The sequence below is a fragment of the candidate division KSB1 bacterium genome, from assembly GCA_034521575.1.
Taxonomy (GTDB): Bacteria; Zhuqueibacterota; Zhuqueibacteria; order Residuimicrobiales; family Krinioviventaceae; genus JAXHMJ01.
Map to the genome: position 1 here is coordinate 509,185 of JAXHMJ010000003.1, position 19,420 is coordinate 528,604.

The 19,420-nt window shown below is 46.4% G+C and carries 16 protein-coding genes; 9 read left to right on the top strand and 7 right to left on the bottom strand.

Annotation, left to right across the window (positions count from 1 at the left end):
* Nucleotides 1-31: 31 nt before the first annotated feature.
* The gene (locus tag U5R06_10705) at nucleotides 32-2,749 is read right to left on the bottom strand and encodes a CoA-binding protein (protein MDZ7723250.1); all 2,718 of its coding nucleotides are present in this window, start codon (nucleotides 2,747-2,749) and stop codon (nucleotides 32-34) included.
* On the bottom strand, nucleotides 2,746-4,014 hold the full coding sequence (locus U5R06_10710; GenBank protein MDZ7723251.1) for an ATP citrate lyase citrate-binding domain-containing protein: 1,269 nt from the start codon (nucleotides 4,012-4,014) through the stop codon (nucleotides 2,746-2,748). The genes U5R06_10705 and U5R06_10710 overlap by 4 nt, the downstream gene beginning before the upstream one ends.
* A 270-nt stretch (nucleotides 4,015-4,284) precedes the next feature.
* Between U5R06_10710 and U5R06_10715 the strand changes: the two genes are divergently transcribed.
* Nucleotides 4,285-4,437, top strand: a complete 153-nt coding sequence (locus U5R06_10715) for a hypothetical protein (protein ID MDZ7723252.1) — start codon at nucleotides 4,285-4,287, stop codon at nucleotides 4,435-4,437.
* Nucleotides 4,438-4,808: 371 nt separating this feature from the next.
* Here U5R06_10715 and U5R06_10720 read toward each other — a convergent pair whose 3' ends face one another.
* Nucleotides 4,809-6,992, bottom strand: a complete 2,184-nt coding sequence (locus tag U5R06_10720; protein ID MDZ7723253.1) for a DUF5060 domain-containing protein — start codon at nucleotides 6,990-6,992, stop codon at nucleotides 4,809-4,811.
* Between the two features lie 142 nt (nucleotides 6,993-7,134).
* The gene (locus tag U5R06_10725; protein MDZ7723254.1) at nucleotides 7,135-7,449 is read right to left on the bottom strand and encodes a hypothetical protein; all 315 of its coding nucleotides are present in this window, start codon (nucleotides 7,447-7,449) and stop codon (nucleotides 7,135-7,137) included.
* Between the two features lie 49 nt (nucleotides 7,450-7,498).
* Here U5R06_10725 and U5R06_10730 point away from each other — a divergent pair, with 49 nt between their 5' ends.
* Nucleotides 7,499-8,371, top strand: a complete 873-nt coding sequence (locus tag U5R06_10730) for a helix-turn-helix domain-containing protein (GenBank protein MDZ7723255.1) — start codon at nucleotides 7,499-7,501, stop codon at nucleotides 8,369-8,371.
* Nucleotides 8,372-8,615: 244 nt separating this feature from the next.
* Here the strand turns inward: U5R06_10730 and U5R06_10735 are convergent, their stop codons facing one another.
* On the bottom strand, nucleotides 8,616-8,930 hold the full coding sequence (locus U5R06_10735; protein MDZ7723256.1) for a nucleotidyltransferase domain-containing protein: 315 nt from the start codon (nucleotides 8,928-8,930) through the stop codon (nucleotides 8,616-8,618).
* Between the two features lie 177 nt (nucleotides 8,931-9,107).
* Between U5R06_10735 and U5R06_10740 the strand changes: the two genes are divergently transcribed.
* Complete coding sequence (locus U5R06_10740) at nucleotides 9,108-9,374, top strand: DUF2442 domain-containing protein (protein MDZ7723257.1); 267 nt, start codon at nucleotides 9,108-9,110, stop codon at nucleotides 9,372-9,374.
* 335 nt (nucleotides 9,375-9,709) lie between these two features.
* Here the strand turns inward: U5R06_10740 and U5R06_10745 are convergent, their stop codons facing one another.
* Together U5R06_10745 and U5R06_10750 are read right to left on the bottom strand one after the other, a co-directional pair.
* Nucleotides 9,710-9,964 (bottom strand): Txe/YoeB family addiction module toxin, encoded by a 255-nt coding sequence (locus U5R06_10745; GenBank protein MDZ7723258.1) that lies wholly within the window; start codon nucleotides 9,962-9,964, stop codon nucleotides 9,710-9,712.
* Nucleotides 9,961-10,215, bottom strand: a complete 255-nt coding sequence (locus U5R06_10750) for a type II toxin-antitoxin system prevent-host-death family antitoxin (GenBank protein MDZ7723259.1) — start codon at nucleotides 10,213-10,215, stop codon at nucleotides 9,961-9,963. The genes U5R06_10745 and U5R06_10750 overlap by 4 nt, the downstream gene beginning before the upstream one ends.
* Before the next feature lie 521 nt (nucleotides 10,216-10,736).
* On the opposite strand from U5R06_10750, the gene U5R06_10755 reads away from it, so the two are divergent.
* The 6 genes from U5R06_10755 (at nucleotide 10,737) to U5R06_10780 (ending at nucleotide 19,317) form a co-directional block, all read left to right on the top strand.
* Nucleotides 10,737-11,651, top strand: a complete 915-nt coding sequence (locus U5R06_10755; protein ID MDZ7723260.1) for a class I SAM-dependent methyltransferase — start codon at nucleotides 10,737-10,739, stop codon at nucleotides 11,649-11,651.
* Between the two features lie 802 nt (nucleotides 11,652-12,453).
* Nucleotides 12,454-13,026: an RNA polymerase sigma-70 factor gene (locus tag U5R06_10760; GenBank protein MDZ7723261.1), complete on the top strand. Its 573-nt coding sequence runs from the start codon at nucleotides 12,454-12,456 to the stop codon at nucleotides 13,024-13,026.
* A gap of 98 nt (nucleotides 13,027-13,124) precedes the next feature.
* Entirely contained in the window at nucleotides 13,125-14,162 is a 1,038-nt protein-coding gene (locus tag U5R06_10765) for a FecR domain-containing protein (protein ID MDZ7723262.1), read from the top strand.
* A gap of 7 nt (nucleotides 14,163-14,169) precedes the next feature.
* The gene (locus U5R06_10770) at nucleotides 14,170-16,188 is read left to right on the top strand and encodes a DUF2012 domain-containing protein (protein MDZ7723263.1); all 2,019 of its coding nucleotides are present in this window, start codon (nucleotides 14,170-14,172) and stop codon (nucleotides 16,186-16,188) included.
* The gene (locus U5R06_10775; protein ID MDZ7723264.1) at nucleotides 16,154-17,371 is read left to right on the top strand and encodes a TonB-dependent receptor; all 1,218 of its coding nucleotides are present in this window, start codon (nucleotides 16,154-16,156) and stop codon (nucleotides 17,369-17,371) included. Before U5R06_10770 ends, U5R06_10775 begins: the two co-directional genes overlap by 35 nt.
* Before the next feature lie 167 nt (nucleotides 17,372-17,538).
* A complete protein-coding gene (locus U5R06_10780; protein ID MDZ7723265.1) occupies nucleotides 17,539-19,317 on the top strand; it encodes a T9SS type A sorting domain-containing protein in 1,779 nt (592 codons plus the stop codon).
* The last annotated feature ends 103 nt before the right edge of the window (nucleotides 19,318-19,420 follow it).

A 19,420-nucleotide genomic window follows, 5' to 3' on the forward strand; every position in this document is an offset into this window, starting at 1 on the left:
GTCTGGTGATCCTTTTGTTGTTTGAAATGATTTACAGCACAAACGTCAATTCACTTTGCGGCGTGCGGCAGTCCATGTCCTGGCCGCGATTGCGGTGATCGGCGATTTCGGCGGCCACACCGATGGCTCGGCCGATTAGAAAGAGAATGAATACCAGGTCCTGCGCCTGGTGCATGCTGATCCGTCTTGATTTAAGATCATGCCAGATGAGTTTAAGCGTGATCACGGCGAGTACCGCATCTACATTGACACAAAATACATTGTTGGTGACGCCTTCATTGTGCAGTTCCTTGACCAGCTCGTGATAAAAGTCGAGGAAAATGTTGCGGATGCCCATTTTCTCGATTTGTTTTCTGATATAATCCTCGCGTGGATCAATATTTACCTGATTGCCTTTGAACACCGGGTGATTGATGCAGGGAATGCGTTTATAATTCAGGTGTCCCATCTCTTTTTGTTCTATTTTATAGGAACGGTAGGCCTTGGCTGCTTTATTGGCCAGCGCTGTCAGGTTAATGCCAGAATTCAAATCCCCCGGATCGCCGAGCCCCGCTTTTTTGAACTGCTGCATGAGATAATCCACGGCTTCAAATCCGTTGCCGCCGTGCGCCAGACCCGTGTTGCAGAGAAATCCGGTGAACGCCAGTGAGATGTGGTTGCGGGCGCTGACTGATTCTTTGGCGCCTTTGGCGGAAAGGGTGCCGGGACCGTTGGTAATGGTCAGACCGAGCAGCATCTTGAGTTCCGTCAATTCAGTTTCCGTGGGCTTGCGGTTCAGCAGAATTTTAAACACATTTTCTGTGAATGAAGTGGTGGGATGGAATTCTTTTGCAAGCGCCAGCTTTTTCCACATTTTATTTTTTTCAGGATCAATGACGCTGAACGCGACAAGACGTGCAACAATGAAAAAATAAACCACTGCATCTTCCACATCCCGGCGGCTGATGCGTTTGCCCAGCATTGGATTCCAGAACAGACAGGTCAGGATGGAGGCCATAAGAAAAGCGTCGCGGTCTTTGATAAATTTTTTCTCAGAAGCAGCGATGGTCAGCACTTGCCGGCAGAAAAGCAGGGGAGGCCGTTTTTTGTCAGAATGCCCGACCTCTTTTAAAAGATGATCGGTGAAATTGCCGGGCGCTTCCTCTTGCGCCGTAAGCAGTTCACGGATGATTTTTTTGCGCAGTGGTTCGGGCATCTCCGAGGCCCATCCGAATTCACGCAAGGTGTCTATAATCCAGATCACTTTTTCGCGGACGGCTTTGAGAAGCGGGGCGTCTCCCAGCATGGCGATCTGCGAGCCAAGATAAGCGTTCGGCGTGCAGCCGCGTGCCTTGGCGATATTGATTTGTCCGATTTCACCATCGTCCAGTTTGAGAAAAGCGTTCAGCAGAAAATTTACCTTTCTGATATCTCTGGACGCCGGCTGCACCTTGGCCAGTGCAAAAAACAGATTGTCCTCAACCGTGCGGGTGGACAAATCAAGTACGGGCGTCCCGTGCAGCTCTGCCACCAATGTTTTGGGATTGATGCGTGAAGCCGCTGATTTGTTGCGCATATTTTGCGTCAGACAGGTGGCGCCGACCTGTTTTGTGATTTCCTCAATCTGTTCTCCATAGGGGGACATGGCGCGTGTGACCGGCATATCCAGATTCGGCGGAAGTTTGAGCAGGTTGTCACTGACCCACAGCTTTAAGGAAAGATCGCCGGTCGATTTGAAATCCAGAGGTTCATCTATTTTTTTATAGACTGCTTTCATGGCATCGGGAAAATGCTGAATGGATGAAATGCGCACTCCTTTTTTGCCCACCACCGGATTGTCGGGGTCAAATACATCGCAGTCAAAATATTCGTCAAACCAGCGCTCTTTGGATTCCGCATCGTCGCCGCCGCCGGCCATGGCACCCGCATGTCCGCAGGCGCGCAGAATGTATTTTTTCCAGCGGCCGGTCACACAAACCACGATCGGTTTGTTGAATCCAAATCGGCGTGATCTGATCCATTCGATTGCCTGTTTTTCATAATATCCGCCGGGTTCTACGTAGAGCGCCACGGCTTTGGTACGCGGATCATTCTGCGCGGCATAGAGGAATTCCGGCAGTGCAAAATGGATATAAACATCTTTACCCGAACTGACAGCTGTACTGATACCGAATCCGCCGGTTTTCAGATATTCTGATATGGTGGTGGTGAAATTTCCGGAATTGGAGTGCAGAGCAACCGAGCCTTTGACCAGCGACTCGTCGGGATGATCGCCTCCCAGGGCGCCGCCCACACGAACATGATCCCAGACATTCGCGACACCGAGACAGTTGGCGCCGACCACATCCACACCCGCTTCCTGGCAAATAAAACGGATATTGCGGGAGTCGCGGGTGGGTACTTTTTCCGTGATGATAATGATGCGCTTCAGGGCTTTATTATAGGTCACCAGTTCCCAGGCGGCCTGACTCACAGCGGCCGGGGGCAGATAAATCACCCCGATATCAAACGGGATCTGATTTTTCACCACATCAAGCACACTTCGGAATACGGGTATATTGCCCTTGTCGGTTTCCAGTCTGCCGAGACGGCCGTATTGAACACCGGCTACCACGTTGCCGCCGCTGTAAGTGTGTGAAACCGGCGTGACTTTGCGGCTTTCATTGCCGAGTATGTTGATCACACAGACGCGTGAATCCCGGGTTACCAGTTCTTCCAGTGAATAGATTCCGACATAATAGGGAAACGGTTTTGTCATTTGACTTTTCATGCGACCCCTGCCTTTCTGCGGAACGCCTCAATGCCGTCCGTGCGCCACCATTTGTCCACGCGCAATGCGTAATTCAGCACTTCGATCATGGAGGTATCATACCCGAACATTTTATAGGGAAGTTTCAATCGGTCCAGAATGTCCTTGGCGTAAAACATCCCCCGGATCAGGTTTGGGCCGCCGCGGCCGACGACCACGTACACGGGTTTGCGTCCGTGTTCGGCCATATGATCGCGCAGAGCATCGAACATGCCCTTGAATGTGACGAAGATATCCGTATTGTTGGCTTTGCCGCCGATGATCAGGATAGTGCTTGCCTTTTCCAGCCAGTGTTTGTAAACAATGCGACTGATTTTGTACATCTTGTCATAGGGCGGATTGCCGCCGAAATCGGATGAATAGATGGCTGCATCTCCCAGCGTTTCCGTGGCCGCACTGTTGGCGCCGCCGCCGAACATAAAGGGAATGATTGATCCGTCGGGGTTCAATTCCAGGACATCACTTTGTCCCTGATAAGTGCGCAGTTGATTGATCTCGGATTCGAACGGCGTTAATTCCGACTGCAGGATTGTATTGGGTAATTCCAGACGACGCCAGGCCGGATTGTCCTGGTCGAATGCTGCTTTGAAATCACAGGCCACCGGCAGCCAGCGGTTGCCCTGGCGTTTCAGGCGGATCGGATTGATCTCCAGCGTTGTCAGTCCGTAATTGTCATACAGCGCCCACAATTTGGGCAGATGTTGAACCAGAGGAGAAATATACTGCTCCGGACATCCGGTATCCACCAGGGCATTGGTAATGTCAAAGGATTTAATGCCGATAAACGGATCAATCCAGATTTCCTTTTTTTTATCAGGAGGAAGCTCCTCCACCTCCACACCGCCGTGCGGCGTGATGGTAAAAATGGGCTTTCGTTTTTGTGTGGATGTGGTGATACTGAAATAAACTTCAATCTCGGAGGGTACGTATTCTTCAAAGATAACCCCGTTTGCTCTGACGGTGCGGCCTCCCCATTGATGTGAGACAAAATAGAGGTCCTCTTTTGCCTTCATGGCGTCCGCCAGGTTGTCCACAAATCGGATCAGCCCCGCTTTGCCTTTTCTCCCGACACCGCCGAAAAAGATGGGCTTGACCACCAGTTTTCCCGAGGTGTCCAGCATCTTTTGGATCTCATCCATGACCACCCCGCTGCCGATGCATTTTACAACGGGAAATTCTACGAGTTTCAGCAGTTTGCTGCCGTAATACAAACCGGTGATTTGCATGGTTTCGTTACTCCATGAGTAAATGAACGCTTTATCGAGTTATGTATAAAGTATAATTGAAAGTCTGTTAATTTATTGTTGGAAAACAGCCTTGTCGCTATTGTCTTCTCAGACAGCGTTTCGCATGAGCAGATCAGATGAAGGATCATTCCTGAAGAATCGCGCAAGGGGATTTGCTCCAGTGAGCAGCAGCAAGCCGGGCCTGGCGGATGCGTGTTATTGAATGATAATTCCCAGGTATAAAGCGGCGTAAGACGGCAAGTGAACAAGGTGCTGCTGAATACTATCATGATGCCGGTGAATAACAGGGGTATGCAGTTGGCGTATGATGTGAACGTCGTCAGGAACAATGTATATTCAGCTGTGGAAAAATATGCAGTGGAACGAGGGAGTGGACCGGTTTGGGGGTGTGCTGAAGAATGAGCGGCTTTGTTATTCCGACGGGCAGGGTTCATGAGCAGATAACCCCAAAACCCTGTGAACAGGAATGCCGATACAATATTAACGAGATTAACAAAATCTGTCCAGATCATCAGAATCTCCATTGTACGGCAAGAGTATAGAAAGAATTGTTCTGATAGTCAAGGTAAAAATTGAAAATTAGGCAATTTCAGATGTTTTTTTTGAACTGTACATTGAATTCAGGAATTGCCCGCTTTGACGATTGAATCAACACCGATTTGGGTTAGTCTCAGTTAATTAGATACTTTTTAATTTATCGGATACTGCAAAACAGTATATACTGTTTTGCCAGAGTCCGATCGCTTCGCATAAACGGGACAAGCCTTTTTCTGCTACGGTTCATGAAACAGCATGTTTTGGGGAATGATCTCCCGGGACCGGGAAGAGCTTTGCCAGAACACCTCCAGCACCTCGTCCCCGGCGTGTTCGTAAAATTCCACGCGTATAGTGTGATATCCTTTTTCCAGGCCGATTTCTCCGGATTTCAGCAGCGGTGCGTGATCGCCGTCATTATTAACCACCTGTTGCCCGTCAATCCACAGTTTGGTGCCGTCATCCGAGTGGGTCGCAAATTTATAGATATCCGTGGCCGGAATGTTGATCAATCCCTCGTAAACAATTCCGAAATTATCCGGCTGCTGCTGCGGCGACAGATCGATTTGCGCGCTGACGCCCTGATCAACCGGTTCCAGCTCTGCAAACCGGGGCAGCATCTCCCATTCGCCATTGTACAGTTTGCAGCGGATTCCCGGCTGCCGGTTCTCTGTCTGCACGGACGGCAGTGGTCGTGTCTGCTCGTAGGTGACGGTTTTCAGTTTGCTGCTGCGCCCTTTTGCATCGATGCACACGGTTTTCAGTTGTACTCCATCCTGAAAAATAATAATCGGTTGCCGGTAGCGGGGCGAGTCAACCGAGGGTACACTGCCGTCCAGGGTGTAATAAACCGGGTCACCGGATTTGTGCGCCAGCTGGACCGTTTTCTTGTCGATAAACAGACTGCTCTGCGGTGATACCGCTACCGGCGGCGCCGGAAAGTTGAAATCCACTGCGCGCACCCGCACCGCAATATAGGGCTGGTTCGGCAGGTCCAGTGTAAAGGAATCGAAATACGGCTGTTTAACCGGTTTGATGTTCATATTCCAGGCATCGATAATGTCGACTTTGTATTCCAGATACGGCGGTACTTTGAAGGTATACGAATCCGGTGTATCGGTGCTGAAATACCAGAGATAATATCGGTCCTTTACTCCTGCATGCAGGCTGTCAATATAGCACAGTCCTTCGGCCGGAGTTTCATCGAATATCTGTTTGAAAAAGGCGATGCGGGCCGGACTCTGGCCGTGCAGCACACCGCCCTTGGACCACCACAGGATATCATCCGGATGCTTGTAGGTTTCACCATGTCCCATATAGCACCCGGCTGCCGCGGCTTTCCAGAACCGGTCAGTCATTTCTTGCGCAGTGATATTGCCCCAGCCCTGCGGGATATTTCCTTCATATCGTGATTCATCGTAAAGTATGGGTTTTTGATACAGCTGCTGCCAGTCCTGGATCCGGGAAAAATCCGAGCTCTGAATACTGCAGTGCGTCACCCAGGGTTTGCTGTGATCGTAAAATATACGGCCGTTGTGTATTCCGCGCAAATGATCGTAAGGATCGTTTTCCGTGATGATTTTGTAAAACCGGTCCCAATCAGCCATATCCTTGTCTGTCATAAAGTCGAATTCATTCGCCAGTGACCACCAGACATTGCGAAACGCCGATAACCGTGCCAGCGCGTATTTCAGGTAAAAATCATCCTGTTCGTCCGTCATGTTTGCAAAATCCCAGCGGTCATAGGGATGAAACAGGATGAGATCCGCCTGAATCCCCAGATTTTGCAGATCCAGAATCCGCTGTTCCAGATGCGCCCAAAAGGCCGGATCAAAGCGGGAATAGTCGTTTTTACCGCTTTGATCGCGGACAAATGCGTATGATCCGGGTTCGTTTTGATTGTATACATAGTCTTTGGGGAAAATGCACATACGGATTTTGTTGAATGCCGACTCTGAAAGAGTCTTAAGCGTTTGTTCCTGCAGCTGCTGTGTTTGATGAATCCATGCGTAGCAGGTTGTGCCGATTTGTTTGTAGGGTGTCCCGTCTGTATAGGCGAAATGAAAGGTATTGTGTACGCGCACCGGCCCATGATTGCCGTCTGATACCGGTATGCATACCATTTCTCCTGTTTTTCCATCCAGGGGTTCAACGGTGCTGCTGATATGCCAGCTCCAGGTGCCGGTCTTTTCCGGCATAAACCGGATTTTATAGACGCCGTCTCCGTCATAAAATCCGTGGACGGTGACGATTGATTCAGCATTACGGAAATCAGCAGAGAGTTGAACATCGGTGAACGGATTGCCGGAGCGGGGACCCTGGAGAGTGATCTCGTACAATCCCCAGCGCTCAACATGTTCGGCTGCAAAAAGGACGGTGGTTATGATTAATTGAATCCAAAAACTCTTAATCAGATGTTTCATGATCAATTTCCTTTTGATTGAAAGTAATTGTTCTGCCGCTGTTGCGATATCAGCAGCGGCCGGATTGTAATTCCCTGAATTTGATGTTCAGCGGATCAATATTGCAGCTTTGACGCTCAGGACCGGTGAGCTGCAGACCGTTTTAATCTACCATGGCGAAAAGATTCTCCGGCTGTCCGGAAACATTGATATCAAGCGGTTTGTCAGCAGCGTCTTTGCCGACGTTGACCTTTGTTTTGATCTGTTTATTCGTGATGATACAGATTCCATCCCAGATAGAAGTCGACTGCTTCCTGCACAATATCTGACGGGGTTCCGTGCAGCGATGCACTGTATCGGTACTTCCGGTCACGATCCGTGCTTTGCGAACGCTGGTGCTTGGGGCAATCGCCGGGATAAGCGATACTTTTTTCTTAAAACTCTCTGAAAAAAATTTGCGATTTTCAGGAATTTTCATAAATTTAGTCTCGTAATACATGATATACTACCTTTATTCAGGTTCAAATATGACGAATACCGATAAATTAAAAAGCTTTGACGCGTGGCGGCCGGAATTCAAACCCTATGGATTCACCGTCGAAGTGTGGACACCCAAGGTCATGCCGCGTGCTGACCGTCATAATGAGATTGAAATCAATCTGCTTACCGGCGGCTCACTCACCTATCTGATCAATGACCGCAGGATCAGGATCCCAGACCGTCAGCTGGCGGTGTTCTGGGCGCTGATCCCGCATCAGATTGTTCATTTTGATCATCAGGACTCATATTTTGTCTGCACTATCCCTTTTGCGCAGTTTATGGAATGGCAGCTGCCCGGTCATTTTGTAGAGCAGATTCTCGGCGGTGACGTGGTAATTTCGGGCGATACGGGTTCCTGTTCCTATGATCAACATCTGTTTGAGACCTGGCAAAAAGATATTAACGGCGGGGATTCGAAATACCGTAAAGTATTGATGCTGGAAATACGAGCGCGTTTGAATCGATTTGCAATAAATTCGGTCCGGGCGGAGAGTATGAATTCCGCAACGTCTGAACACAAAACCTTTCTACTGGACCTTGTGGAAAAAATGATCGTGTTTATTGCACGTAATTACACGCAGTCAATCAAGAATGAGGATATTGCGCGGGCGGTGGGACTGCATCCGGATTATGCCAATTCTGTTTTTAAAAAGTCTTTCGGTACAACGCTGAATGCCTGGGTGCTGCAGCAGCGCATCCTGCATGCACAACGGGAATTGTCTGTATCTCAAAAAAGTATCACGGAAATTGCCTATGAAGCGGGGTTCAATTCTCTGAGCCGCTTTAACGCCGCTTTTCGAAAAAAATGTAATTGTTCTCCGAGAGAATACCGGAACCGGTACAGGTCAGTCAGCGGATGATGGGGGATGAAGATACGTGAAACAGGAACAGGATAACGGCATGGGCCGGGTGAACGGCAACGGGGAGCAGATAAAGAGGATACTGAGGGCAGAGCCCTCTCTTATAACGCGTGACAGGGGCAGAAATGCAGCAGCCGAGCCCCCAGCACTGCATCTTTTGATAATTTTTTTGCAGAGTTTAGATCTATCTCTGCAAACAGAATCCAGTCTTTAGCCCGCTTTTTCATACAGTTTTTTCCCATTTCTAATAATATCCAGAAAAAAAGCGTTTCCGTTTGACTTTGAGTTCAAATTCTTTTTTCGTATATACCAATAAATCTATAGGTACTTTTCTATTGATATCCCGTATTGCTTTTCGGAGTTCAAGTCTAAGATTCATTTTAACTTCGTAATTCTCTGGTATCCTGTCAATGTCCAGTATAACCAGCAAGTCAATATCGCTTTCATTATTATATTTATCGCTATTCACTGATCCAAAAAGAAATATTTCTTTTATATCAAATTTTGTTAATGCCTGAACGATTTTGTTCAGATATTTATCCGGTGCAATTGTTTTCATAGTTTTTTCTCTATAATCAAAGTATATAATTTGCTGTTTAAATTCAATAAAAATATTTTATTTTTCAGATGCTGATTGGACAATATCCATTTATTCTTCTGGCCTCTAATTATGGCTTTTCAAGTAAAGAATTGAATAAATTCCATAAAAAAATAGAGTTAATAAGGAGCAGGTGGAATGACTACTTTGGCAATTGAAGCGTCTGCCGTTAAGGTGTGGTTTGATGAATACAATATGTGGATCGCATTGGCTGATGGACGGAAATTATCGGTTCCGTTAGAATATTTTCCCCGTTTACTACATGCGACACCTTTTCAGAGGGAAAAGTATGTGCTGAGTGGAAATGGCACTGGCATTCATTGGGAAGAGCTCGATGAAGATATCAGTGTACCGGCGCTGTTGATGGGGAAACGGGATATGACATTACGAAACAATCTTGATTGATTATTTGATTTTCTGTAACTATGGATTTACAAACCTGATCGCTCGGGATATCGATCTTTGCCGGATACTGTTCGGAGATGTACGGCGGGTGGGTTGCAAAAATTCGGTTTTCAGGTTTTGTCATCACGGGCAGGATGTCGGCTTCCGGGTGAACAGCAGCGGGGAACAGATAAAGAGTATACTGAGGGCAGAGGCCCTGCAGGAGCTGCAAAAACAATTAGGGAAATCAGACGGGAATATAAAAGCGCCACATGTTCTGTCGCTGCTGTATTCGCCAACCGACGGTCTCTTGCATGAAAAAACCTTGACGTGATTTTCTGACAATATGCATAAGGTCAGTAATGAAAGCGGCAGGAGATGATTTGCATTTCATCATCTTTAATGCGATAAACGAGACGGTGTTCGAGGTTGATGCGTCTTGACCAACACCCCTGGAGCTGGAATTTCAATGGTTCCGGTTTGCCAATGCCATCGAACGGCTCTCGATTGATATATTTTATGAGCTGATTAATTCTGTTCAGGATTTTTTTGTCCGTTTTTTGCCAGTAAAGATAATCAGCCCATGCTTCATCAGTAAATAATAGGTTCATGACTCGACGAGTTCTTTTTTTGATATCTCACCCGCACGAGCATGATCAAGCGATGATTGAAGCCGTTTTGCATTAGCTTCTGTCGATAGCAGATATTGGGTTTCTTTCATAGCATTATAATCATCAATCGAAATAAGAACACAATTCTCTCTATTTTTTCTGGTAATGATCAGTGGTTCATGGGTTTCAAAAACTTGATCCATGTGTTCTTTTAAATGGTTTCTTAAATCTGAATAGGTCACGGCATTCATACAACCTCCTTTATTGTACGATATAATGTACGTGATTCTGTTGTTAAAATCAAGAAAAAATAAAAACAACATTTCCATTCTGATTCGATATAGCAGGTGATATTGCGTTCGATGCCGCGTGTCAGATACAATGTGCTCTGTTTTTTCTCCGGAAGGGCGGTGATTAACTGTGTGGAAATGACCAGTCTACCGCTTGTCTGAATAGAGCGCAGATAGGTGCCAATGAGCATCAACATAACCCAAATATTCTTTTCTGTCTATAGCCGGTATTCATGCAAAACCGGGCATTCGATTTTTACCCGGACCGCCATCGAACGGCGTCATGAACAATAAGAACTTGGGATGAAGATCACTTGATTTTGTGTTTATGAAAAAAGCAGTCGAGTTGTTTCCCGTCGACAAATAACCGGTTCGTCTATTAATCGATTCATGGACACTGGAGTAGAATCCGCGTTTAAATGGGAGAAATGATCATGGTTGTTCAAAGCAGGGACCTGCATGGGCGGACGTACGAGGAGGCCGTGAAGAAAGAAAGCGATTATTGGGGCGGAGAAGTCGTCAAAGCGGTTTCTCAGGGCATACCGTTTTCTGCTGATATGAGACGGGCGGAAAAGATTTATGTCGACAGGGGGGAGGGACTGCCTCAGAAACAAGCCTTTGATCCCAAAGCGGAATGCATCATGAACGGAGAGTTGTACGAGTATATTTTCAGTGCGCTGTCGGATCGCGCCCGAATACTTGTTCTGACCTGTGGTCCCGGAAGCCTTTCGCTGGAACTGGCAAGACAGGGGCATCGTGTGACCGGTATAGATGTCAGTCACAAAGTCATCGAGGTCGCGCGTCAATTTGCTAAAGAAAATCCCTATACTGAACATTTCGGATCACTTGATTATCAGGTAGCGGATCTCAACAAAATTCAACTGGGTATGCATAAATATGACTTTGTCATTGTCTGGAACGGGTTGCATCATATTATGTGCATTGATCGGTTATTTTCCAAAGTCAGGCAGGCATTAAAACCCGAGGGACGCTTTATTTTCTCGGATAATATCGGTATGCAGCGGCGCAGCAGGCTGCTGGGCGGTCTGCTTTATTTTTTGCTGCCGACCACTGTCGGGTATTCAACAAAACTGCGCTATGTTTTCGGAGGTGCAAAAAAGATAAAGTGGGAAATGTCCGAGAGATCACCCTTTGAAGAGGTCAGCACGGATGAAATTCCAAAACTTGCGCGGAAATCTTTCAGAATAGTGCAAGAAAAATATCACACCTGCATCGGGTACCGGGCTGCGATTGCGGGGGACAGCCGGATTCCGGAATCTTTAAAATATCCGTTTTTGCGCTTTCTTAAAAAGATGGATGACTTTGCGGTACAGAACGGACTTTTCAGGGCGCATCACGTGTTGGTAACGGCCGAACCGAAATCTTTTGTCCGGTAGGTTTTTCGACTAATGATGCCGCTTACGGGGTCAAACCGACCGCTGTGATAAAACTAACGGGGTCTCTGATTTTTTGATGGTTTTCATTCGTATGACAGATTTGCCCTGGACATTATAAACATGCGGATGAACTGTGCCGTGAGCCCAACAGAATCTTTTGAAATCCGTAAATCCTGCTTTTGGTTTTTGGATTTGCGGTTCTCAGATTTTCCACCGCACCGATGGCCTGCATCCGCAGAATTGGAGGGTAGAGTAATGCAAAGTCTCGTATATAACTTTCCAACACCTCGCTTAAATTATCTTTGTCCTGTTTGTTGCTGAATCCCCTCCTGTCCGATTTCATTGAATCACAGAACCCACGATTCACTCTAAATGTGATTTTTTGTCCCGATACTATGAATGCACAGCAGTGATCCCGATACGATGTGATCGTTAGTAATTAGTCAGCCTGGCCGGATGTGACCAGAAGACCGTGGAGCAGATAGGCGCAGGACGTTTTTCTCTATTTTGTGTGCTGGATTCAGCAGTACAATCGGATATGATCAGTCACTTATCTGATCCATGCATTCATCTGGATCGGAAGTTTGTTCGGGATCTGGCAATAGAGACTATTGTCGATGATTCCAAAGCTTAGTAACGCATGCATCGCAAAATGCGGGCATCGTGGATGATGCAAATAAAGGCGGGATGTTTAAACAGGTATGACTTACCAGCCGGGCCTTTTGAATGATAAAAAAAACATTGTGTCAAGTGATTTCGTTTTGTACTTTGGTGTTAATTAATTTCTACCTTGAGTACTCTGATGAATGATTATAATACACAATCCAATATTTTTAATCTTGAGGCGGTAAACATTAAAGATGGAGATATCCAGGCATTTGAAAGATGTTACCGTTATTATTGCCAAAAACTGATTGAATTTGCCTGTTATTATGTAAAAGATATTTATTCAGCAGAAAATATTGTGCAGGATGTTTTTCTGAATCTCTGGCAAAACCGTGATAAAATTGATCCATCATCGAATCTAAAGAGTTATATCTACAAGGCCACAAAAAACAGAGCTCTCAAGGTTATTAGAAAACAAAACACCGAGCAAAAATACAGGAATGTTCAGGAAGAACGGATTATTTACGCCGAATTTTCCGATGCAAAGGTTTTAGAAAAAGAGCTGGACCTTCAATTGAACAACGCTATTGATGGTTTGCCGGAGAAATGCAGAATCATATTTTGTATGAACCGCTATAATCATCTCACCTATCGGGAAATAGCCTCTGTCCTGGATATTTCGGTTAAAACAGTTGAAACACAAATGGGGCGCGCACTCAAAATCCTCCGCAGAAAATTAGCTCATCTCTTTGTATCTGTTTTTATCTAAAAACAACAATTTTTTAAATAAATTTGTCAGGGTATCTGTAATCTGAAGGATACTAAATATGAGTTACAGATTATTAATGACTTGAACCGGGAAGGCTTATGAAAAATCACATACCATGGACACTTGTCGCCAAATATCTGTCTGATGAATGCACCGCAAGCGAAAAAAACTGGATAGAATCCTGTATGCTTCAAAATTCTGATTTTTGTGATCAAATGCATCAGTATCAGAAATTATGGGATTCGAGATATCATCTATCTAAAACCAGATCAACCGAGGCTCTCTGGAGAGAACTGCGAGAAAAGATGCAGGTGGAAACCGATCATCGCACCCATGCATGGCATGCCAGTATTATCAAAACAGGGAAAATATTGCGGGTTGCTGCTGTTGCAGTGGTGATATTCATAGTATCCTATATTTATACACACGGTTTTACCGGATATCCGGGAACAGAAAATCCCATATCTTACCAGACGGTAAATGTTGATCACACCGAAAGAATGCATGTCAAACTTTCAGATGGTACACGCATCACCCTCGATTCCGGCAGTGAACTGCGCTATCCGGATCATTTTTCCGAGCACAGGGATGTTTATCTAAAGGGTGAGGCTTTTTTTAACGTGGCGCCTGATCCGAACAAACCTTTCCGTGTGCATGCCACTCATGCAGTTGTCAGTGTGTTGGGAACCAAGTTTAATGTGCGTGCATGGAACGAGAATCCGACTGTGGCTGTTGCTGTCCGGGAAGGCAAAGTTTCTCTTCGTCACAAAGATCCGCAACATGGTGGACAGGTCGTTCTAACAAGAGGGAAAAAGAGTTATTTGGGACAGGACGGAAGACCAACACCGCCCGTGACCGTGTCATCCAGCGACATTACTTCCTGGATGCATAACGAAATGCATTTTGAAAATACGACAGTCAAAGAGGTTTTGAACCAACTGACACGCTGGTACGATCTGAAATTTGTTTTGGAGGATACCACCACAGCCAGTGAGCACCTGACCTGCGAGCTGAAGCGCTCGAACGTTGATGATATCTTTGAACTGATAACCGTATTAACAAAAACTGAAATGGTTCAAAAAGATAGTGTCATTAAACTGATTCCCGTCAAAGATATGCCGGGAAGAAAGGAGTGAGCTGAAAATGAAAGTTCTGACTCTTACTGTGTTGATCCTTTTGCTGTGTACATTGCTGCCTCTGCAAGCGCAACAAAAGGATAGTTCGGATGAAATTGATTTGCGACAGTATGCCGGGTTGTTAATGCCCTCCGGCATGCAAAAGAAAATAGCTGTTAATTTCAAAAATGAAACATTTGAAGACGCGTTGTCCATCATATCCCGGGAAGCAGATATGATGATCAACTATAATCGCGATGACCTGCCTCTCGATTCAAAAATTTCTCTGGAAATGTATGATGTGCTTGCCCTGGAAGCCATTGTCAATGTGTTGAAAAAAACAAATACCGCTCTGCATTTTACTTCCGCAGGACAGGTTGCCATCGTACCGGCGGCTGACGCGCCTGCCGGTCGTTCCAGAAGAGGTACGGTCAAGGGCAAAGTTGCAGATGCTTCCTCCGGTGAGCCGCTGCCCGGCGCGAATGTTGTGATTGACGGAACGAGTATCGGAGCAGCGACCGATATTGACGGTGAATATGTGATCAGGAATGTCAAACCCGGTTCCTATACACTGGAAATTAGGTACATCGGTTATAAGAACGCTTCCTATGAAATTAAAGTCGAAAGTGATGAAACCCTGGTTCGAGACGCGCGTTTGTCCTATGCATCCGTTCAGACGGAAGAGGTTCACGTAACCGCGCAGCGGGAAGGTCAGCTGGAAGCTATCAACAAACAGCTGTCTTCACGTTCGATTCGTAATGTTGTGGCTTCGGACCGGATTCAGGAGATACCGGATGCCAATGCCGCGGAATCTCTGGGGCGGCTACCCGGTATCAATGTGCTGCGTTCCGGCGGTGAGGGCACCAAGGTATCTATTCGCGGTATGACCCCGAAATTTAATACGGTGAAACTGAACAATGTCGCCATACCTTCCACGGATACCGATAACCGGTCTGTGGATTTGACTATGATATCGCCGAATATGTTGTCCGAAATTGAGGTAATAAAGTCCCTGACTCCGGACCAGGACGCAGACGCGATCGGTGGTGTGGTCAATCTGCGCCTGAAAGAAGCTGAACCGGGGCTGCATACGGATATTCTGGTGCAGGGCGGTTATAATGAAAAAATGCAATCGTACAAACCGTATAAAATTCAGGCATCGATCAGCAACCGGTTTTTCAATGACAAACTGGGTGTGTCTCTGCAGGGAAATCTTGAACGTGCCGACCGCGGAACCCATTTGCTTGATGTGGACTGGGAAATTGTCAAGGAAATGGGACTCGGAGAATCCCCCCTGGAGATGGACGTCTTTAAACTCCAAGACCGCGAGGACATTCGAAAACGTTATGGCGCCAGTATCATCATGGATTATCAGATGCCCAACGGCCAATTGCAGTTCAATTCGATTTATACACAGTGGAATCGCGACAGACTGGACCGGACGGAGGAGTTTAGGTTCTCGGTTGTGGAGCATCATTGGGATGTCAAAGGTGAGGAACATGAAATTAATACTTTTACCCATTCTCTGCAGGGTGAAAATGACTTTTCTTTTATGATAGTGGATTACGGTTTGGCCTATACGACATCGAACCGCAATCATCCCAGAGATTTATCACTTAATTTTATTGAACTTTCTGCTTTTGATCGGGGATATTCCAGCCTTCTGACAAAAGGCCCGAAAGCTCTTTTCGGATTTGCCAGGAACGATTACGAGGAGGCCTATGTCAAAGACCTTGATATTTGGCAAACCGAAATGCATGACAATAATTTTCAGGCCAATCTGGATTTTACAATACCAATGCAGGTCGGATCATTTTTGAGCGGTGATTTTCGGTTTGGCGGTAAATACACCTCTAAAGACCGGTTTTATGACACCAACCGCTGGCTTGGTCCCATGGACTGGGATCTGTCCCTGTTAACGGACGAGACAAGAGATTATCTGCATTCCATTGGCTGGGGCGCCGGCAATCTGCAGCCGCCGTTCTTTTTCCCGCTATTGATGGATAAAGATTATGATGAAGGTGACTTTTTGGGAGTATCCGTTTGAGCTCGGCCCCTCTATTATCTTTAAACATGTGAAGAATATCGCCAAATATTCACGTCCCGAGATTCGTCCGCGCTGGAACGAGTCGCACGCCAATGATTATGACGGCTGGGAAGAGGTGAAAGCCTTTTATGTGATGGGCGAATTCAATATCGGAAAGGATTTACTCATTATTCCGGGTGTGCGTTATGAACACGAATTTACCAGTTACAATGCCGTACAGGCAATTGAAATCGACAACTGGTCCGGTCAGACGTATGACCGACATTCCAAACGCAAATTTGACTATTGGTTCCCCAGTGTGAATGTCAAATACAGTCCGAGCAGCTGGATGGATATCCGGTTTTCCAAAACCCGTGCGATTGCCCGGCCTGATTTTTTGTATTTTATCAATAAACTCGCATTGTATCCGACTTTAGGTAGTTTATCTTCAGGGAATCCGGATTTAAAGCCGGCTCTGTCTGACAACTGGGATGCCGGACTGGCCTTTTACGGTGATTATGTCGGCTTGCTGGGTATCAATGCATTTTATAAAGAAGTCAGTAATATTTTTTGGAGAACCCAAAAGATCCTTTTGGATCCGACCAAAGTCGGGTTGAGTGAAAACAGTACCTATAAAAATCAGCCCTGGACAGTCCCGGTCAATAACCCGTATGATGCCTATATCACGGGTCTGGAACTGGAATGGCAGACGAATTTCTGGTATCTGCCCAAGCCGTTCAATACTGTGATTTTGAATCTCAATTACACAAAAATTAATTCTGAAACCAAATATCCGCAGTTCAAGGCGGAAACGGATTACAGCAGTTATCCGCCGCAAACCACACTCATCGATACTTTTCGTACCGGCCGTATGCTGCATCAACCGGATGATATTGCCAATATGACATTCGGCTATGATTTAAAAGGGTTTTCACTGAGATTGTCCTGGATGTTCCAGGGCGATGTGATTTACTCGATTGGCAGTCGTCCGGAGATGGATCAACACACAGAAGATTATTATCGTCTGGATCTGAACCTGCAGCAAAAGCTCCCCTGGGAGGGGGTTCAGATGTTCCTGAACGCCAGCAATCTGCTGGACAGCGAAGATGTGTTTTATCAGACGTCAGTTGTGGATCCGATACGCGTGAACCGACGTGAGCTTTACGGGCGCGTGTTTGAAATCGGATTGCGTTATCGCATGTAAAGTAATTTGATCCTGCCTTTTCCACAGACGGAAAAGGCAGGATTTACGAAAGGAGGTGAGAAAAACCTTTAAATGTTAAGAGCACAACATGAGAAGCTGAAAGAGAAAATTCATCCGCAGCAGAATCGTTCTGCTGCACAATTATCCAACTTTTACGAGGAGGAGTTATGAAATCGTATCGCTTCTATTTGGTTGTTTTGCTGAGTGCATTGTTTATACTGCCTGCACTCGTGGTCGCTCAGGATCAAACCTGGGATGACGTGATTGAAGAGGTGGTCGGTGATACCGCAGTTGTGCTGCCCGGATTCGGAACTTTGAATACGGCTGTTGACGGAGATACCACGGAAACCGGTGAACGCGTTAATGAAGATCGTGTTTATAAACTGAAACGCGGCGCTTATTATTTTCTGTCTGGTGTCATCAGAGCCAGTGAATATGATCTGGTTTTGGTCGGTGAAAAAGATGATCCCGCAGCCCCCACGTTTCCTGCTGTTGTGGCTTCAGGGCTTGCCGAGGACGGCGACAAAGCAGCAAGCGAACTTGTTCGTACCGATGATGATCTGACGGTGAAGAATTTCGCAATGATTAACTATGCTCCCAACGGCGCCCAGCTTGCTCGTTGCACACGTTTAACCGGTGACAGCACCACAGCGATTATTGACAATATGCTGATTGAACGCACGAATTGGCAGACGTTTGCCTTTTATGGCCAATGGCATACGGTGATTGCCACCAACAGCATGTGGAAGAATCTGGGCGTCAATCTATGGAACGGCCGCGCTCTGAACTGGGATGGTTCCGGTTTGGGTATTGAAAAACTTTATGTGGAAAACTGTTCCTTCCTCAACGTCAATGGTTTGACCATCAAACCCTGGGAAAATATGACCAAACTGTTATGGATCAATCACAACACCTTTGTCAACGGTATGCGCTTCCCGCTCATGCATCGGGAGCATATTAATTCTTATATCACCAACAATATTTATCACAACATGAATCTCTATGGTGAAAGTGAAATTGAAGTTGTGACTAATGACTATGATCCGGTTCCGTTCGGCGACATTAATGTCGATACCATTACCACACGCGGTGTGCTGGAACCCTGGATTGGCGACTCGACCGCGGCATTTTATGAAGAAGCCGAAGCCGAACGCCGCATGCTGGTTCACAACAACCTGTGGCATCACAGCGAGGTGTTCTCAAACCTTCTGGCCACATTTGAAACCGATACCACCCCTTCAGGCTGGGTTGAGGACCCCTGGATGAACAGCGTGACCCTAAGCATTTTTGCGGATGATGAAACCTGGCCGCATATGGTTAACGGTACGTTGTATAACGAAGAGGTCATGTTCACCAATGAACAGACCAGCCGTGACTCTATGATGGCCTATATGATGGATCAAAAAACTGGAGCACCTGAACTGACCATGTACCACTGGGATCCGGACGGTGATCCGTTAGCCGTTGCCTGGCCGCCGGTTGAAGACCTGAGCTACAGCAATGCGAATCTTTTGGATGCTGCTTATGGCGATCTGCCGCTTGGTGACTTGAACTGGTTCCCGGCAGAAAAACAGGCGTGGATGGCGATTAAGGATCAGGAAACGGCTGATTTTGAATCCATGGTCCAAAACGGCAGCACCGGCGTTGAAGACAAAGTGGCTTCACCCAGAGAATTTGACCTGAAACAGAACTATCCGAATCCGTTCAACCCGAATACAACCATCGAATTCAACCTGACGAAGGTGAATGATGTTGAACTGGGTGTTTACAATATGCTGGGTCAAAAAGTCAAGACACTGGTGAATGAACAAAAGATTGCCGGAACCCACAGAGTACAGTGGGACGGTACCAACAGTTTTGGTCAAAAAGTGGTGAGCGGTGTTTATTTTTACAAATTAAAGGCCGGTGATCATACTCAGACCATGAAGATGATGCTGATTAAATAGATTAAGCGTTGTTTGTACTGGTTTACCCTGTTCACCTTTTCAGGTGAACAGGGTATTTATTATCAATTTGTATAGAGGTATTTTTTTAAAAGAGATTTTACAC

Bases quoted from the DNA above. Each gene is read 5' to 3' on its own strand.
- U5R06_10775 (MDZ7723264.1), top strand. From the start codon at position 16,154: ATGATGAAGGTGACTTTTTGGGAGTATCCGTTTGAGCTCGGCCCCTCT.
- U5R06_10720 (MDZ7723253.1), bottom strand. From the start codon at position 6,992: ATGAAACATCTGATTAAGAGTTTTTGGATTCAATTAATCATAACCACC.
- U5R06_10765 (MDZ7723262.1), top strand. From the start codon at position 13,125: ATGAAAAATCACATACCATGGACACTTGTCGCCAAATATCTGTCTGAT.
- U5R06_10735 (MDZ7723256.1), bottom strand. From the start codon at position 8,930: ATGAAAACAATTGCACCGGATAAATATCTGAACAAAATCGTTCAGGCA.
- U5R06_10745 (MDZ7723258.1), bottom strand. From the start codon at position 9,964: ATGAACCTATTATTTACTGATGAAGCATGGGCTGATTATCTTTACTGG.
- U5R06_10770 (MDZ7723263.1), top strand. From the start codon at position 14,170: ATGAAAGTTCTGACTCTTACTGTGTTGATCCTTTTGCTGTGTACATTG.
- U5R06_10705 (MDZ7723250.1), bottom strand. From the start codon at position 2,749: ATGAAAAGTCAAATGACAAAACCGTTTCCCTATTATGTCGGAATCTAT.
- U5R06_10710 (MDZ7723251.1), bottom strand. From the start codon at position 4,014: ATGCAAATCACCGGTTTGTATTACGGCAGCAAACTGCTGAAACTCGTA.
- U5R06_10760 (MDZ7723261.1), top strand. From the start codon at position 12,454: ATGAATGATTATAATACACAATCCAATATTTTTAATCTTGAGGCGGTA.
- U5R06_10740 (MDZ7723257.1), top strand. From the start codon at position 9,108: ATGACTACTTTGGCAATTGAAGCGTCTGCCGTTAAGGTGTGGTTTGAT.
- U5R06_10725 (MDZ7723254.1), bottom strand. From the start codon at position 7,449: ATGAAAATTCCTGAAAATCGCAAATTTTTTTCAGAGAGTTTTAAGAAA.
- U5R06_10750 (MDZ7723259.1), bottom strand. From the start codon at position 10,215: ATGAATGCCGTGACCTATTCAGATTTAAGAAACCATTTAAAAGAACAC.
- U5R06_10780 (MDZ7723265.1), top strand. From the start codon at position 17,539: ATGAAATCGTATCGCTTCTATTTGGTTGTTTTGCTGAGTGCATTGTTT.
- U5R06_10730 (MDZ7723255.1), top strand. From the start codon at position 7,499: ATGACGAATACCGATAAATTAAAAAGCTTTGACGCGTGGCGGCCGGAA.